The organism is Candidatus Accumulibacter sp. ACC005 (assembly GCF_907163215.1).
Classification (GTDB): Bacteria; Pseudomonadota; Gammaproteobacteria; order Burkholderiales; family Rhodocyclaceae; genus Accumulibacter; species Accumulibacter regalis.
Map to the genome: position 1 here is coordinate 125,989 of NZ_CAJQUB010000018.1, position 13,538 is coordinate 139,526.

Annotated in this window: 15 protein-coding genes; 9 read left to right on the forward strand and 6 right to left on the reverse strand. The window is 59.9% G+C overall.

The genetic code is table 11. The features are described from left to right. Positions 1–8: 8 nt before the first annotated feature. From QZ613_RS20625 to radC, 3 genes are all read left to right on the forward strand, one after another. The gene (locus QZ613_RS20625) at positions 9–275 is read left to right on the forward strand and encodes a hypothetical protein (protein ID WP_291983836.1); all 267 of its coding nucleotides are present in this window, start codon (positions 9–11) and stop codon (positions 273–275) included. A 101-nt stretch (positions 276–376) separates the two neighbouring features. Continuing rightward, on the forward strand, positions 377–1,183 hold the full coding sequence (locus tag QZ613_RS20630) for a DUF1738 domain-containing protein (protein ID WP_291983838.1): 807 nt from the start codon (positions 377–379) through the stop codon (positions 1,181–1,183). An 83-nt stretch (positions 1,184–1,266) separates the two neighbouring features. Continuing rightward, the gene (gene radC / locus QZ613_RS20635) at positions 1,267–1,866 is read left to right on the forward strand and encodes a DNA repair protein RadC (protein WP_291983840.1); all 600 of its coding nucleotides are present in this window, start codon (positions 1,267–1,269) and stop codon (positions 1,864–1,866) included. Between the two features lie 106 nt (positions 1,867–1,972). On the opposite strand, the gene QZ613_RS20640 is transcribed toward radC, so the two are convergent. Next, positions 1,973–2,617: a LexA family transcriptional regulator gene (locus QZ613_RS20640; protein ID WP_291983842.1), complete on the reverse strand. Its 645-nt coding sequence runs from the start codon at positions 2,615–2,617 to the stop codon at positions 1,973–1,975. 80 nt (positions 2,618–2,697) lie between these two features. Between QZ613_RS20640 and QZ613_RS20645 the strand changes: the two genes are divergently transcribed. The 3 genes from QZ613_RS20645 to QZ613_RS20655 all read left to right on the forward strand — a co-directional run bounded on the left by QZ613_RS20645 (position 2,698) and on the right by QZ613_RS20655 (position 4,209). After that, on the forward strand, positions 2,698–2,970 hold the full coding sequence (locus QZ613_RS20645) for a hypothetical protein (protein WP_043569162.1): 273 nt from the start codon (positions 2,698–2,700) through the stop codon (positions 2,968–2,970). Positions 2,971–2,975: 5 nt separating this feature from the next. Continuing rightward, positions 2,976–3,500 carry a FlhC family transcriptional regulator gene (locus QZ613_RS20650; protein WP_291983844.1) on the forward strand — a complete coding sequence of 175 codons (525 nt, stop codon included), beginning with the start codon at positions 2,976–2,978 and terminating at the stop codon, positions 3,498–3,500. A 133-nt stretch (positions 3,501–3,633) separates the two neighbouring features. Beyond that, positions 3,634–4,209 carry a recombinase family protein gene (locus QZ613_RS20655; protein ID WP_291983846.1) on the forward strand — a complete coding sequence of 192 codons (576 nt, stop codon included), beginning with the start codon at positions 3,634–3,636 and terminating at the stop codon, positions 4,207–4,209. A 6-nt stretch (positions 4,210–4,215) separates the two neighbouring features. Here QZ613_RS20655 and QZ613_RS20660 read toward each other — a convergent pair whose 3' ends face one another. The 3 genes from QZ613_RS20660 to QZ613_RS20670 form a co-directional block, all read right to left on the reverse strand. Next, positions 4,216–6,324 carry a DUF87 domain-containing protein gene (locus tag QZ613_RS20660; protein WP_291983848.1) on the reverse strand — a complete coding sequence of 703 codons (2,109 nt, stop codon included), beginning with the start codon at positions 6,322–6,324 and terminating at the stop codon, positions 4,216–4,218. Then, a complete protein-coding gene (locus tag QZ613_RS20665; protein WP_291983850.1) occupies positions 6,325–7,626 on the reverse strand; it encodes an SIR2 family protein in 1,302 nt (433 codons plus the stop codon). It lies immediately after the preceding gene. 389 nt (positions 7,627–8,015) lie between these two features. Continuing rightward, positions 8,016–9,716: an IS1634 family transposase gene (locus tag QZ613_RS20670; RefSeq protein WP_291983853.1), complete on the reverse strand. Its 1,701-nt coding sequence runs from the start codon at positions 9,714–9,716 to the stop codon at positions 8,016–8,018. A 316-nt stretch (positions 9,717–10,032) separates the two neighbouring features. On the opposite strand from QZ613_RS20670, the gene QZ613_RS20675 reads away from it, so the two are divergent. Both QZ613_RS20675 and QZ613_RS20680 read left to right on the forward strand, forming a co-directional pair. Continuing rightward, the gene (locus tag QZ613_RS20675) at positions 10,033–10,902 is read left to right on the forward strand and encodes a hypothetical protein (RefSeq protein ID WP_291983856.1); all 870 of its coding nucleotides are present in this window, start codon (positions 10,033–10,035) and stop codon (positions 10,900–10,902) included. Positions 10,903–11,141: 239 nt separating this feature from the next. Then, the gene (locus tag QZ613_RS20680) at positions 11,142–11,267 is read left to right on the forward strand and encodes a hypothetical protein (RefSeq protein WP_291983858.1); all 126 of its coding nucleotides are present in this window, start codon (positions 11,142–11,144) and stop codon (positions 11,265–11,267) included. A 311-nt stretch (positions 11,268–11,578) separates the two neighbouring features. On the opposite strand, the gene QZ613_RS20685 is transcribed toward QZ613_RS20680, so the two are convergent. Together QZ613_RS20685 and QZ613_RS20690 are read right to left on the reverse strand one after the other, a co-directional pair. After that, positions 11,579–11,998: a putative toxin-antitoxin system toxin component, PIN family gene (locus QZ613_RS20685; RefSeq protein ID WP_291983859.1), complete on the reverse strand. Its 420-nt coding sequence runs from the start codon at positions 11,996–11,998 to the stop codon at positions 11,579–11,581. Then, entirely contained in the window at positions 11,998–12,237 is a 240-nt protein-coding gene (locus QZ613_RS20690; protein ID WP_291983862.1) for a ribbon-helix-helix domain-containing protein, read from the reverse strand. Before QZ613_RS20690 ends, QZ613_RS20685 begins: the two co-directional genes overlap by 1 nt. A gap of 205 nt (positions 12,238–12,442) precedes the next feature. Between QZ613_RS20690 and QZ613_RS20695 the strand changes: the two genes are divergently transcribed. Further along, complete coding sequence (locus tag QZ613_RS20695; protein WP_291983864.1) at positions 12,443–13,375, forward strand: recombinase family protein; 933 nt, start codon at positions 12,443–12,445, stop codon at positions 13,373–13,375. The last annotated feature ends 163 nt before the right edge of the window (positions 13,376–13,538 follow it).

The window sequence follows — 13,538 nt, forward strand, 5'->3', positions numbered from 1 at the left end:
AGGTGACCATGTACGGCGTCATCGACTTCAGCCGGATCACTACCCAGCCAGGCGGTTTCGGGCCTTTCGCACCGCCAGTCGGATGGCAGGGCGACTACCGGCAATACCTGCAAACCCGCTTCGAAGGGGACATCGGCGTGCGACAACAGATCCTCGTCGTCGGCCGAATCCTCGTTCGTCAACCGGACGGTACACGCGCCAGGTTTCTCGGTCCGCATGCCGTCGAGGCACGGGAATTTGCCCTTTCCGCAGGCTCATCAATCAGCCGCTGCTAACGCAGCAGACTTACCCGGCCTTGGCCGGTTTTTTCCATCCCACGGGGAGTGTATCGCTCCCCGACGGGGACGGCGCCTTCCCGTTTTTCACTGGAGGCACCATGTACGACAAATTCGCACCCCTTCTCGAACAGGCCCTCACCGAGCCCGGGATCGTCAGTCAGGCTTTCCGCCGGTTTCACCGCTTCAGCGTCGGCAATCAGATTCTGGCGGCCATCCAGCTTCGGCAAAAGTGCCTGCCCCTGTCGCCCATCGCGAGCTTCAGTCGCTGGAAAGCCCTGGGTCGGTCCGTTTGCAAGGGACAGAAAGCACTCTCGCTGTGGATGCCGATCACCGTCAAACGTCGCGGCACGAACGCGGTTTCTGACGACTCCGGCGATGCCGGCGGCAGCGAAGAGGTATTTACGCGCTTCAAACTGGCGCCGCGCTGGTTCAGCCTGGAGCAGACCGAAGGTGAGGCCTACGCCGAGCCTGTCGAATCGCCCCATTGGGATGCCGAAGCGGCTTTGGCCGCGCTGGACATCACGCTGGAGCACTTCGATTACCTGGACGGCAATGTCGAGGGCTACGCGGTTCAGCGCCGCATCGCGGTCAGTCAGTTGGCCGAGCATCCCCACTCGACGCGTTTTCACGAGATGGCTCACGTCGTTCTCGGGCACACCCTGGAAGGCGACTGCCATGACGCTCCGTCGACGCCAAGAAGTGTTCGCGAAGCCGAGGCCGAAGGCGTGGCCTTTCTCCTGTGTTCGATCCTTGAGTTGCCAGGCCGTGATGAGTCGCGAGGTTATATCCAGTCGTGGCTCAAAAACGGTCAGCTCCCGGAAAGATCGGCACAGCGGATCTTCAGCGCCAGCCAGAAGATCCTCGAAGCCGGTAGACCCGTTAGCCAGCCAACCGTAACGCATTAAGCCGCAATCTTTGAACCCCGCGGGGCGCGCATCGTCCCGCAAGGGGAGGGTGCCGCCCCGTTTTTCTATTGGAGGCACCCCAGATGATCCATTCAAGCAACCGCGAACTCCTTTCGATCGTGCTCGGCGACGAGGCAGCATTGCTCGCCACCCGCTCGCTGGCCGAGATTTTCGGGCTGCGCGCGCCTCGGCAGACCACTGCCTTTGGCGCGGCCCAGGAGGTCCTTCCCTATGCCGTGCCTGACCGACTGATGGCGGCCCGGGAACTCCTTCGGCGCGCCCTGGCGGAAGAGCTTGCGGAATCGCCTGTCAGCTTGTCTTCACCGACGGCTGTTGGCGATTACCTGCGTCTGTTTCTTGGCGGGCAGGAGTACGAGAGTTTCGTCGCGCTGTGGCTCGATGGGCAGAACCGGCTGATCGCCGGGATCGAGCTCTTTCGCGGGACGGTGACCCAGACGTCGGTCTATCCCAGGGAAGTCGTCAAGGCCGGCCTGAAACACAACGCCTGTGCCGTCATCCTGGCGCACAACCATCCCTCGGGGAGTCCCGAGCCGTCACGCGCCGACGAGCTGCTGACCAGCGAGCTCAAGAACGCCTTGGCGCTCGTCGACATCCGGGTGCTCGACCACTTCATCGTGGCCGATACTGCAGTCATGTCCTTCGCAGAGCGGGGGCTGATCTGACAGAAAATACCCGCCACCTCGGCGGGTATTTTTTTGTCTGCAGCAGGCCGGCGATGAACGGCCAAGTGTAATTGCTAATTACAAAGCTGCCTGGCGAACGTAATGATCAGCGAAGCCGACCGGAAAAGACCACCGTGCCGCGAACAACGGCGTCGTCGGGCAGACGCATGATCGGTGTCGGCCAGTTGGGATTGAGCGTCTTGAGAAAACGGCCTTCCGGCGTGAGCACCAGCCGCCGGAAGAGGGCGGTTTCCCCATGGAGCACCACGACATCCTTACCGTGCGCCGCGGGAACGCGCGGGTCGACGAAAAGGATCTCGCCTTCGCGGTAGCCGTCATTTCCGTTCATCGCCTCGCCGACCACTGGAAGGGCGAAAGCCTCGTCGCTGTGCTCAACGGGGCAAGCCAGCCCTGCACCCTGACCGCAGTCTCGCGGCGAGGTGGTGGGCAAGAGCTGTTCCCAACTCAGCACCGGCACCACGCCACTGGCGAGCATGTGGGCGGAGATCGGCTCCCGGCCAGCCAACTGATCCGGCGTGACCCCGAGCTCGGAGGAGAGCTTTTCGAGCGTGTCCTGCCGCGGATGTTTGGCCTTCGAGCGCTCCCTGAGAATTCGGTTGATGGCCGGCTGCGAGACACCCGAACGATGGGCCAACTCGGTCTGATTCAGGCGATGTTTGCTCATCAGCGCTTCAAGGATTTCTGCCACCGGGTTGCCGTTGGCGGCTGCTGTGGAGTCGATCTTCATCATAGATCATCCGATTTGTGGTTGTACTATGCTTCAAGTGTAATATAGAATGCGTTCATGTGGCAACTTCTTGATTGTCTATCATGGAAAAGCGCGACGTACTCAAAATCAATAGGCAGTTCCTGCTGCTCACGCGCCAGCTGGCGCGGGAGGGAAGGGCGGCAGAGATCATGACCGGCTTACCCCGTGCCGTGATCGAGAAGGTGGCCTCGCTCGACATGGACGAAATTGACGAGCTGGCGGAGACAGTCCCCGTGTCGCTCTACACCTTCCGACTGACGGACTCGGCGCTCGAGCGGCTGCTGCAGATGCCCAGGGATGCGAAGAGCACCTACGCCGAAGCGACGCTTCTCTAACGGTCATGTCGGCGCTGCTTGCCCTTGATGAGTTGGAAAACAGCCGGGTGGCCCATGAGCTGATCCGTTTGCGCCTGCGCGTGCCGATCGTTCATTACCTGACGAACATCCATCCGAAGCCGCTGCGCATGCGCTGGCGGCAGCTGCACGGTGAAAGTCCGCACAACGGGAAACTGCCGGACTCCGTCCGACCCTTCATCACCAACCCAATGATGCTGGCCAAGCTCTCCAGTTTCGTTGCCCTCTACAACCGTCTTGACGAGGGGGATGGTCGGTCGGTCACTGCAGCGATGCTGTTGTCGGCGTGGGAAGTGCATGGTCGTGTCGGCAGCGCTGGCCTGGACATCAATGCCGCGTGGTACGCGATCAGGGATGTGCGATCGAGGATCGTCGGGTGGCAGCGTTGTGTGAGGTGTCAGGCCATGTACATCTGCGAGCCGAATGTGTCGCATGCGCGATCATGCCCGTTTTGTCGGCTGGCGAGGGCGCGGCTGAGGCTTTCTCTTCAAGGTAAAGCATCGGGTGGGTGAGGGTCGTGTCGCGTCCGGTTGTTGCACTCTCGTTCCTTTGCGCAAGGCGAAGCCAATCACCTCAGCACAAGGCCTTGCGGGTTGCAAAAACGTATTGCAAAATAGAAATGAATGGCAACAGGAATTTGCAATCATGCGCATCGGCTACGCCCGCGTTTCTACCCAGGATCAAGACACCGCACTTCAGATCGGTGCACTTGAGGCCGCCGGGTGCGAAAGGGTCTTCCAGGAGAAAGCGTCCGGGGGGCGCTGGGATCGCCCGGAGCTGCACCGTCTACTCGGGCATTTACGCAAAGGTGACGTCGTCGTCGTGTGGAAGCTCGACCGGCTTTCCCGTTCGCTCAAAGACCTGCTCGTGACTCTCGAGAAGATTGACGGGGCGGTGGCCGCCTTCCAGAGCCTGACCGAAGCGATTGATACTTCCACGCCCGCCGGCCGAATGATGATGCAGATTGTCGGTTCGTTCGCCGAGTTCGAGCGCGCCATGTTGCGCGAGCGCACCCGGACGGGCCTCGACGCCGCCCGGCAGCAAGGCCGGATTGGGGGCCGTCGCGCGAAGCTAACCTCTCAACAACAAAAGGAAGTGATCGACCTGGTCACGTCAGGCCGCAAGACCGGCGCTGACGCCGCCAGGTTGTTTCGGGTACATCCTTCCACCGTGGTTCGACTGCTGGCAAAGCATCGTCACGAAACGGCAACTGAAGCTTAGCGTGCTTTATTTTCCGTTTTCTGAGATGGTCCCGGGTACGCCAACCCAGTCGGCGACCACTGCTTCCCAGTTCACACTCCGTTCACGATCGCCAGTCCAGACTGACCAGAAATCTGGATCCTCTGAGTGAGGACGTTGCGACTCGGGCAGTTCCGACATTTCCACGAGAACAGGCATCGGGGTGGCCCAGCCGAGAAGGATGGCCTGGCGAGAGGGAAGGCTCGGAAGATCCCGGAGCAGGCCGCCGACGTTGTCGGGGACCAGTCGGCGAACGAGATCCTGATCCACGTCGTTGACGATCCTGTGAAGCAGAAAGGTGTTGCACTGAGCAAGAACAGTTGCCGAAAGTTCGCTAGGGCGCTGTGAGGAGACCACAAGGCCGAGGCCAAACTTGCGCCCCTCTCGGGCTATTCGTTCGAAGGTCTCGCGGCAGAGCGACGCGGCCGAGGGCAAATCATCTTCTCGTCCACGGCGCACGAAGGAATGGGCCTCTTCAAGCACCATAACTGTTGGGAGTGGCTTTCCGTCGGGCCGCAGGCGCCGGTATCTTTGCAGGGACTCGAACACTAGGCGTCCCAGCACTGCCACGACGATATGGACGATTTCGGATGGAACGAGGGAGAGGTCTATCACAGCGATTGGTCCGTTCTCCGCGCCGTCGCCCCCAACGTAGTCCTCAAGCCAACCAGAAAAGGAAGTCTCCTCTCCGCCGCCGATCACGGCACTCAGTCGCGGATCCGCTAGCATTCCGCGAATGCGCAGGCCTAGCGTCGAGATGAAGCCAGCGAGGTTGCCCCCCTGCTCGGCGGCAATGCGTTCAAGGTGGTCCGCCAGAAGGTTCACATCGAACCAGGTCGGAGCGTCCTCTCCTACTGGAGAGGCTTGCGGCAGCACCGGAAGAAGCTTGCTGAGCGCATCGAGGTCGCTCCGCACGCTTTCCACGTCAGTCACCGAAAAGTCGTTGAAAAAATTGCCGGAGCGCCGGCTAGTCACGACCGCCGTAGCCATTTCAGAAATGGAAACGAGTTGGGCCGACTCGACCCCTTCAGCTATCGACTCCGCGAATGACGCCATGTCAGAAGCGATCGCTTCGAGAAGCCTCGCGCAATCGAATCTTGCACGGGGGGACCCCGCGAACGCTTGGCTTCCTTGGGAGAGCATCGCTGATAGGCGGATCGAGTAGGACGAGACGTAGCGGCCTATCAAGGCCTCGCGAGGCACTCCCTCGGTCTGGCCGCTTTTCAATTCTCGGATACCTTGGAGGAGTAGCGGCCGCTGGGCACCGGGCTGAGCATGAGCGACTGCCCCCCATTCGTGCCCATTCCACATCCATGCGGGAACGCCCAGCGCCTTTTCGTCAACGGCGACCGGTGGCACGCGGAACAGCCTAGCCGAGTCGCCGAGGTCGGAGAACGCGTTTGCGTATTCGCCGTTCGGATCAAGGACGATGAATCGGGCGTTCGGTCCACCCGCCTGGCCGGATTTCGCCCGCGCCTCCTTGGCGGCCTCAAGCGACCAGCGGACGAGACCGGCGACCGAACAGGATTTGCCACTGCCGGTGTTTCCGAGAACGGCCAAGTGGCGTCCGAATATCTTATCCGGATCCACCAGGACCGGCGTGTCGGCGGCCATCGGCGATGAGCCGATTTTTACTCGCCGCTCGCGGTCGTTCGCGCCAACGATGGCGGCCACCTGATCCGGAGTCGGGATGAGCACTTGGTCGCCGACAGACGGGAATGCGACAACCCCGCGCGAAAGTTCGTGGACGTTGCGGCCGGTAGTCCTGTCCCGTCGAGTCCTTAAGGTGCCGACGGGACTGACAGACATCTTCCGGGCAGGGAAGGGCAGATCGATTAGCCCCAGATCGTTCGAGCTGGAGCGCTTCGGATAGGGGGAGCGCTCTATGCCCATCCAAGAGACAAAGCCGACCGTGGCGCCGGCCTCGTTCGGAATGAGGATGTATCCGTTCAGCCTCGGGAATGAGGCCGGGGTTCCCGTGTTGAAGGAGGTTGAAAGCGGGGCGTCCGGATCGAGCAGGACGCGCACATCGTCCGGCGCCACGGATTCGACGGTTCCGACGACAAGGCCCGCGAGGAGCTCTACGGGGCTGGCCATTTAGAGCAAATCCTCAACACTTCCTGGCCCCGTCGCCGGCTCGTGCTCTTTGAGTGGGGCGCGGTTTCTCAGCAATTCGGCCACCCGTCCAGTGATGTGATCGATGGCAGGCTTAGGTAGATAGTGCTCGACGAGCGTTGGCAGTCCGGCGAAATGGGGACCGACGAGCAGCGAGATCTGGGCCGCCCGTCCGGCCTTGCCCAGAAACGTCATCAGGCGATCGTCCGCCGCGTAGACAATGACGACGACGTGAGTGGAAGGGATGGAGAGCATGTCCAGCAGGATGCGGTTGACGTGGTCGTCTCCGAACCCATATCCGTAAGCCACCGCCACGGAGTTCGGCCGGCAGAGGGCCGCCGCCATGTCGCGGAACAGCTCGGCGTATGGGTATTCGGTGGTTTCTACATCCTTCGCCGCGTTAGGGTAGATCATCACGGTGTCGATGGGGTTCGATGGAACCAGCGGGCGCTTCGGCCCAGCACCGAAGGGAATGCCCCGGCGAACGATGCTGCGTGTTCGCGGGTCGAGCATCCAGTCGAGCGATCCGTGCAGCTTGGTCAGGCGGATTACGCCCTCTATAAACCTCGGCTCGCCGCGGATCCCGGGAGGGTTGTAGTGGAAATCGACGTCGACGCGGGAGGAACGGAAGACCGGTTCCAGGGCGCCAACGAAACGGTCGATGACGCGAAGCCCAGCCAAGTCGCAGCCGTGCTCAACGAGACGGTCATAGTTCGTCGTGAAGACATGGAGCCTCTCGCGGGAAGCCGAGCGACTGGCGAAACTGAGAAGGAAGGACTGAAGCGCCGACACGGCCGCGCCCCAGTCCACGTCGGCGGCTTCGGCGATACCGGCTTCCGTGGCAAGAAGGGATTCGAGGAAAGCCGACATACGAATTCCTAGCGCCTTTTCAAGTTCTTCGCGATTCGTGGCGGGCCCTGTGATTGTGAATCCTTCAAGCACAGCCAGAGCCGTGCGGAACTGATCTTCAACGTTGGCAGCTCCTCGGCCCATAGCCTTCGCGCTAGCGAGGGCATGCGCGTCGATGGCCTTGTCATATGCAGTCCCGAGCGGGGTGGCATCCATTCCGGTGGCGACGGCCTTGGCGATGCCGCCGACGGCGGCGGTGAATCCGCTGCCCAGAAGGAGATTAAGGTGCTCCGCCTGGAATACGGCGGACAACCACGGTTCTATGCGCTTGCGGGCCTTCGCCGAAAAATCGTCCAGTTCGGCGCCGTCAGCCGGGATCTCGTCGAGCCATTCTTCGCTGCCACCGACGCGGTAACCATTCTTCTTGATGTCCATAAGCCGTTCCAAAATTTTCGCAGCAAGGTCCACAATTATCGCTTCATTCTCGTGCAAACGGCATTTTAGTGCGACAGTTGATTACAATAGCACCCGCTGGAGCAGGCAAGAAGGCGGGCCTGTGTCGACAAGCGAAGGTCGGTCATCGCCGGTTCGCGTTCGGCAATCGCTGCTGCGTCTAACAACACAAACTTGTGTTGTCGCGCAGGCTATTTCCCATCGTCGAATATCACTGAACTACCGTACAATCTCTTCCGTTTCACGAGCTGACCTCAAGGACGTAGCCAAGATCACGGGCGCTACCGTCCGGCTGATCCACTGGTAACCCGAGTTCGACAGTTAAACGCGCAAGTTATTGATTGTTATGAACCGGGGTTCAAAAACGTGTACTACAACAGAGAAAGTTGCTGTGGCTGAGCGGGTTTTTTCAGATTCAGGGCGGCAAATACGCGGTTGTGGGTTTCAGACAGACGGGAGATCCCGTGGATGGGTTTTCCCGACGGGTTGATGCGGATTTGATGATGCTGCAGGCGCTGCAAGTGGTCCAGGGCCCGCTCCGGCGACAGATCGCTGTCGGCGGCCTTGAGCCGTTGGCGCATCACGCGGTAGAGGATCAGCGCGAGGAAGCAAAGGCAGGCGTGCGCCTTGATGCGTTCAGGCAAGCGGTGAAACAGCGGACCGATCTCGATCTCGGACTTCAGCACCCGGAAGCCTCGTTCGATATCGGCCAGTGACTTGTACCGATCGACGATACCCTGCGGCGACAGATCCTTGCAGTTGGTCACCAGCAACAACTTGCCATCCATCAACTCCGCCAAGGCCAGCGCCTCCTGATCGATGTCGTAGGAGAACAACTCGTTCTTCAAATCCACACGAACGATATGCGCCAGGCGCCCGTCCTTGACGGCGTGATACAACCGCGCCTTGGCCCCGCTATCCGAGAGCCGCTTGCCGCGTGCCTTCACCCCGGCATCCTGCGCATCCAGTTTGCCGACCCAAGCCGCCGCTTGCGTTTCCAGTGCCTGAATCTTCTCCCGCCGCAGTATCCGGCTTTCCGCCGCCCCCTCAGGGTCGTGGGCAACGACCAGACGCAAGTCCCGCCACGACAATTCGCCAACCACTTCCGCGGTCGCCTCGACGCAGTGCTGCGCATGAAAGGGACGCAGGATCTCGACGAATTCGCGGTAACGCCGACCCGGCACGGCCAGTACGAATTCCAGGGGCTCTGCGCTGTCCAGTCGGATGGCGGACAAGGCGTCAAGATTGTCGAGCGACAGCAAGCCCCGGTCCGCCACCAGCACCACGCGGCGAATCGAAGGGAAGCGTTCCAGCACCGTCTTCAACGTCGGCAGCAAGGTCGGCGACTCCGCCGTATTGCCGGCAAAGACCTCATGGTAGATCGGCAACCCGTCGCCGGTCTGCACCACTCCCAGCATGAACTGGCGGGCAATCAGTCCTTCCTTGGCCATGCCGAACTGGCGAAGATCACCCTCCAGCTCAGAGACACCTTCCGCCCGTATCGTCGTCATGTCGTAGAAGACCACCGACAGTTCCTGATCGATCAGGGGGCGGAGCAAACCGGCCACCACCCGATCGACATCCCCTTGATGCTCCATCAGGGCATCCATGCTGCGCAGCAGATGCTGGTGGGTGATCGATTCCACCTCAATGCCCGGCATCGCTACGGTTTCCAGCCAGCGCAGGACGCCGAGCTTGGATTCCGGGTCACACAGGCGATTGAAGACCATGACGCGAATCAGCGCTTCAACATCGATGCTGTGCCGCGTCTTGCGAAAGACCCGGCGCAGTTCGCCAAAGCCCAAGGTTTCCCACAATTCGTTCAAGGCCCAGACGTTGCCCAACGCGCGGGCCGGTTCGAATTCGACGCGCGGCAACGGGGCATTCAGAAAGTCGGGACGGCCGGTGACTTTCAGCAGGCCGGAGATGACGGCATCGAGGTCGCCGGTAATCTGATCGAGACGGCCCAAGGTGACCAGGGTGCGATGCTTGGCTTTGCCGGCATCGTCACGAAACGCCTCGACCAGCTGAAGATACTGGCGTGGCCCGGAGCGCGTGATCTTGAGGAACATGCCTCGACTTTATCACTCGATAACGCCTTGTCAAGTAAAGACCTAAAACACCAAAACGTGCCACTACACGACTTTGACAGAAAACGGCCTGCAACCCGCATGGTTACGTGGGATGCCTCCCGAAAAACGCTGTTTTTGGCGGCGAACTGTCGAACTCGGGTGGTAAATTTCCTAGAAGCGGCACCGGTCTGGAAAACCAGACCACTGCGGCTGTTTTCGCGTGAGCACGAAATCGAGCACTCTCCTCCAGAGAAAAACATTTGTATCCTTAAGCATGCAGTTGATATATTCAAACACCGGAGAATTGGAGAACGGGATGCAGATATATTGCAATGGTGTGGCGCGCATCAGAGACAGGACAAGCGGGTCGATCTATGAGATCGAAAGCCACGAACTGGACTGGGATACGGTGGGTGGTGATGAACGGCAGATGGGGACAGAATTCCACCACGAAGCCTCGGTCGAACATCCCGAACTTGGAATGTTGACCTGGTCTCTGTGGGAGTACCCACAAGGTGTGGAGAATTATCACCAAACCGATATTCGTGACCATGAGTTGATCGAGGATTTCGACTACGGTCTCGAGCATGTTCCTGAACCTGATCTATGGGACGACTACACTCTTCCCAAAAATCCTTTTACGATCTTCATGGATTCGTATCACCACACGGGCGACCTGTTGGCCGACTTCGGTGGCCATGATGGTGACAATCTTCTGAACCGGATGATCTTCTCGCATCAGATCACGGCTCTCGAATCCTATCTCGGCGACACATTGATGAAGGCTGTGTTGGCCGACAAAGCCGCGATGACCCGTCTCATGACAAAAGACCAAGAGCTCAGAAAAAAACGTTTCTCTCTGGCCGATATCGCGAAGACTCCAGACCTTGTCGAGAATGAGATCCGCGAATACCTGCGCTCGATCCTTTACCATAAGCTGTCGCGGGTAGATTTCCTCTACGGCGCTGCGCTTCAGGTGAGCATGCTCGGCTTGGCTCAGGACAGGGCGGGCTTGTTAAAGGCAATCCTGCTGAGGCACGACTGCGTGCATCGGAACGGATTTGATAAGGACGGTGAGAAGTTAACGATCTTCACCAAGGACTATGTCCAGGGCATCGCGGACTTGATCAAGAATTTTGTTGAGGCGGTTGAAAAACAACTTCGAACTCGCGTGGGAGAGACCTAGATCGCTACGGATAAGCGCTCTCAGATAAGTTCTCCGACATTCCGACACTGTCCTTCCTCACGGGGTGGCTGCAGGAATGTCGGAAGACTTTTTCAAGGGCGCTTATGGTCTGACTCGAAATAATTAATGTGCGCTTCTTTACAGCATAGTCCGGAGACTAGCCTTTATTGGCCCAGTGGAAGCGAAGCTGCAATTTGAGGCCATAGGTAACCGCCTTCCTCGCCAACGTCGGCGAGGCGGTGCTGGCCGGTCTGCACGAGCACTTCTCGCGCATCGAGCGCTCGACCACCAGCAGCATGCAATACGACAAGGCGCTCGCACAATTCCGTCGGCGGCCGGAACCGCCAGGCCAGATGCTGGGGTGAGTCTGCCGCGGCGACCCGTCCTACCTCGACCTAGCAAACGACCGGATGGACCTGGTGCCGCACTGATCGTAGAAAAGCAATGCCCGCGTGCCGGCTGGACCGACTGTGTTTTGAGAGCAGGAGGAAGGGCGCCGTTTGTCAGAATCGGCCTATTAAGGAACAGCAAATACTTATGGCCTCAAATTGGAGCTTCGCTCCCACTGGGCCAGGTAGAAGTAACGCGCTAGTTGCTCGGCTCGGCGGACAGGGTTGCTGGATACCGGCCGTAGCGTTCCCGTTGTGTGGCGGACAGGAAGCTGACCGGCATTGCATCAAAGTGTTTCGGCGCAGAAGACGGCGGGGGTGACGATGCGCGCGCGACCAAGGTTGCCCAGTTGCAGCAGCCCGGCGCGGCGATCGCCGGTCACCAGGTAGTCGGCCTCGCCGGTCAAAGCCATCGCGAGCAGGAACGCGTCATTCGGATCGCTCACATCGACACCGTCCGGGAGGGGTGGCAGGACTCCCAGCACGACCGCGCGCTGCATGTTGTTCACCATTGTGCCGATGCGATGGGCAGGCAGTATGGTCTTGAGCTTTGGGTAGCGACTCACCCGTCGCAGTTCGTCAAGCTGCGCCGTCGATGTCACCAGATCGAACTTGGCCGCGCGCCAGGCGCGATAGATCGTGTCAGGCGGGCCGTGCGGCGAAATCAGTGCGCCGAGTAGGACATTGGTGTCCAGGATGACGCGCATCAGTGCTCACGCGCCCATTGCACCGCCTCATCGACGAGGTCGGTCAACTCAGCCTCGCTCATGTTGCCGGTGGCTGTCTTGGCTTGTTCGACGGCCCTCTCCAGGAGGTAGGCACGCACGGCTTCCTCAATGAAGCGCGACAGGTCTCCCTTGCGGCCACCGCCTTGTGCCGCGATGAACATACGCACGGACTGATCCGTGTCCGGCGACACGGCGATGTTCCAGCGGACTGAATTCATGATGCTCTCCGGTGTTTGTGTGTATAGGTGTTTGTACGCCTTGTTGATAGGCCATGCAAGTCGGTGCAGTAAAACGATCGTTTTTTAGAACTTTAATAAATCTTCCATTGCACGCCAGGAATGGACGGATAAGCGGTCCGAAATAGCGGTACGTTTTATCAAAGTGCAATAATAGGCAACACAACGCGTTAAACGGAATATTTCCATGAAAATTGGCTATGCGCGGGTGAGCACGCGCGACCAGAACCTGGACTTACAGGTGGATGCACTCAAGGACGCTGGGTGCGAACGCATCTACCAGGATGTGGCGAGTGGCGCGAAGACCGTACGCCCGGCGCTCGACAAATTGTTGGATCAGCTACGAGCCGGCGACGTGCTGGTGATCTGGAAGCTCGATCGTATGGGCCGCTCGCTCAAGCATCTGGTCGAGCTGGTCGGCAACCTGATGGCGCGCAAGGTCGGGCTGCTCAGTCTGAATGATCCGATCGACACTACCAGCGCGCAGGGGCGGCTCATCTTCAATCTGTTCGCGTCGCTGGCCGAATTCGAGCGCGAATTGATCCGTGAGCGCACGCAAGCCGGGCTATCAGCTGCCCGCGCACGTGGCCGCGTAGGTGGGCGGCCCAAGGGTCTGTCGCCGCAAGCCGAAGCGACAGCAATGGCCGCCGAGACCCTGTATCGCGAGCGGCAGCTCTCCGTGGCCGCGATCGCGCAGAAACTGCATGTTTCCAAGAGCACGCTGTACAGCTATCTGCGGCACCGCGGCGTCGAGATCGGTCCCTACGAAAAAACGGCACGAACACGATCAAACGCAGGCCAACCGCCGGTCGCCGGAAGTGACGACACTAACAAGACCAAGGTAGCCACAATCCTTCTGTCTCTGCGGATCGAGAACAACAGCAAATTCGTGCGTGGCAAGAAGCGTGCGACAGAAGACACCGAGCACTATTGTCTTGAGCAGTACAACGTCAAGCGCCGGCCGGATGGCGAGTACGAGTTGAAGGTACCCTACGGCAACGATGAGGACCTTGACCAGACCATGGGCGAACTGCTGCGCGACATCGCCAGCCACGCGGACGACCGCAACTGCTTCTCGGAAAGTGATGCGCGCATGGAAGGCACCGATCGCCACTGGTGAAGGCCAGCGCTTAAGTCGGTTCGCTGTTCCGTTGCTCCCCGAACCCCAACGAGGAGTTTCGTTGCTTCTCATGTATCGGAACCGACGAAGAGCCGCAGCCTGCCGACGGACGGAACGTATGACCGCGGGCAATTGCAGATTCCAGGTTAGTCGACATATGTCT

Excerpts from the sequence above, each read along its gene's own strand:
- QZ613_RS20685 (WP_291983859.1), bottom strand. The coding sequence starts at position 11,998 with ATGCGCGTCATCCTGGACACCAATGTCCTACTCGGCGCACTGATTTCG.
- QZ613_RS20645 (WP_043569162.1), top strand. The coding sequence starts at position 2,698 with ATGGAAAAGCGCGACGTACTCAAAATCAATAGGCAGTTCCTGCTGCTC.
- radC (WP_291983840.1), top strand. The coding sequence starts at position 1,267 with ATGATCCATTCAAGCAACCGCGAACTCCTTTCGATCGTGCTCGGCGAC.
- QZ613_RS20675 (WP_291983856.1), top strand. The coding sequence starts at position 10,033 with ATGCAGATATATTGCAATGGTGTGGCGCGCATCAGAGACAGGACAAGC.
- QZ613_RS20650 (WP_291983844.1), top strand. The coding sequence starts at position 2,976 with ATGTCGGCGCTGCTTGCCCTTGATGAGTTGGAAAACAGCCGGGTGGCC.
- QZ613_RS20665 (WP_291983850.1), bottom strand. The coding sequence starts at position 7,626 with ATGGACATCAAGAAGAATGGTTACCGCGTCGGTGGCAGCGAAGAATGG.
- QZ613_RS20670 (WP_291983853.1), bottom strand. The coding sequence starts at position 9,716 with ATGTTCCTCAAGATCACGCGCTCCGGGCCACGCCAGTATCTTCAGCTG.
- QZ613_RS20640 (WP_291983842.1), bottom strand. The coding sequence starts at position 2,617 with ATGATGAAGATCGACTCCACAGCAGCCGCCAACGGCAACCCGGTGGCA.
- QZ613_RS20660 (WP_291983848.1), bottom strand. The coding sequence starts at position 6,324 with ATGGCCAGCCCCGTAGAGCTCCTCGCGGGCCTTGTCGTCGGAACCGTC.
- QZ613_RS20695 (WP_291983864.1), top strand. The coding sequence starts at position 12,443 with ATGAAAATTGGCTATGCGCGGGTGAGCACGCGCGACCAGAACCTGGAC.
- QZ613_RS20690 (WP_291983862.1), bottom strand. The coding sequence starts at position 12,237 with ATGAATTCAGTCCGCTGGAACATCGCCGTGTCGCCGGACACGGATCAG.
- QZ613_RS20630 (WP_291983838.1), top strand. The coding sequence starts at position 377 with ATGTACGACAAATTCGCACCCCTTCTCGAACAGGCCCTCACCGAGCCC.
- QZ613_RS20625 (WP_291983836.1), top strand. The coding sequence starts at position 9 with ATGTACGGCGTCATCGACTTCAGCCGGATCACTACCCAGCCAGGCGGT.
- QZ613_RS20655 (WP_291983846.1), top strand. The coding sequence starts at position 3,634 with ATGCGCATCGGCTACGCCCGCGTTTCTACCCAGGATCAAGACACCGCA.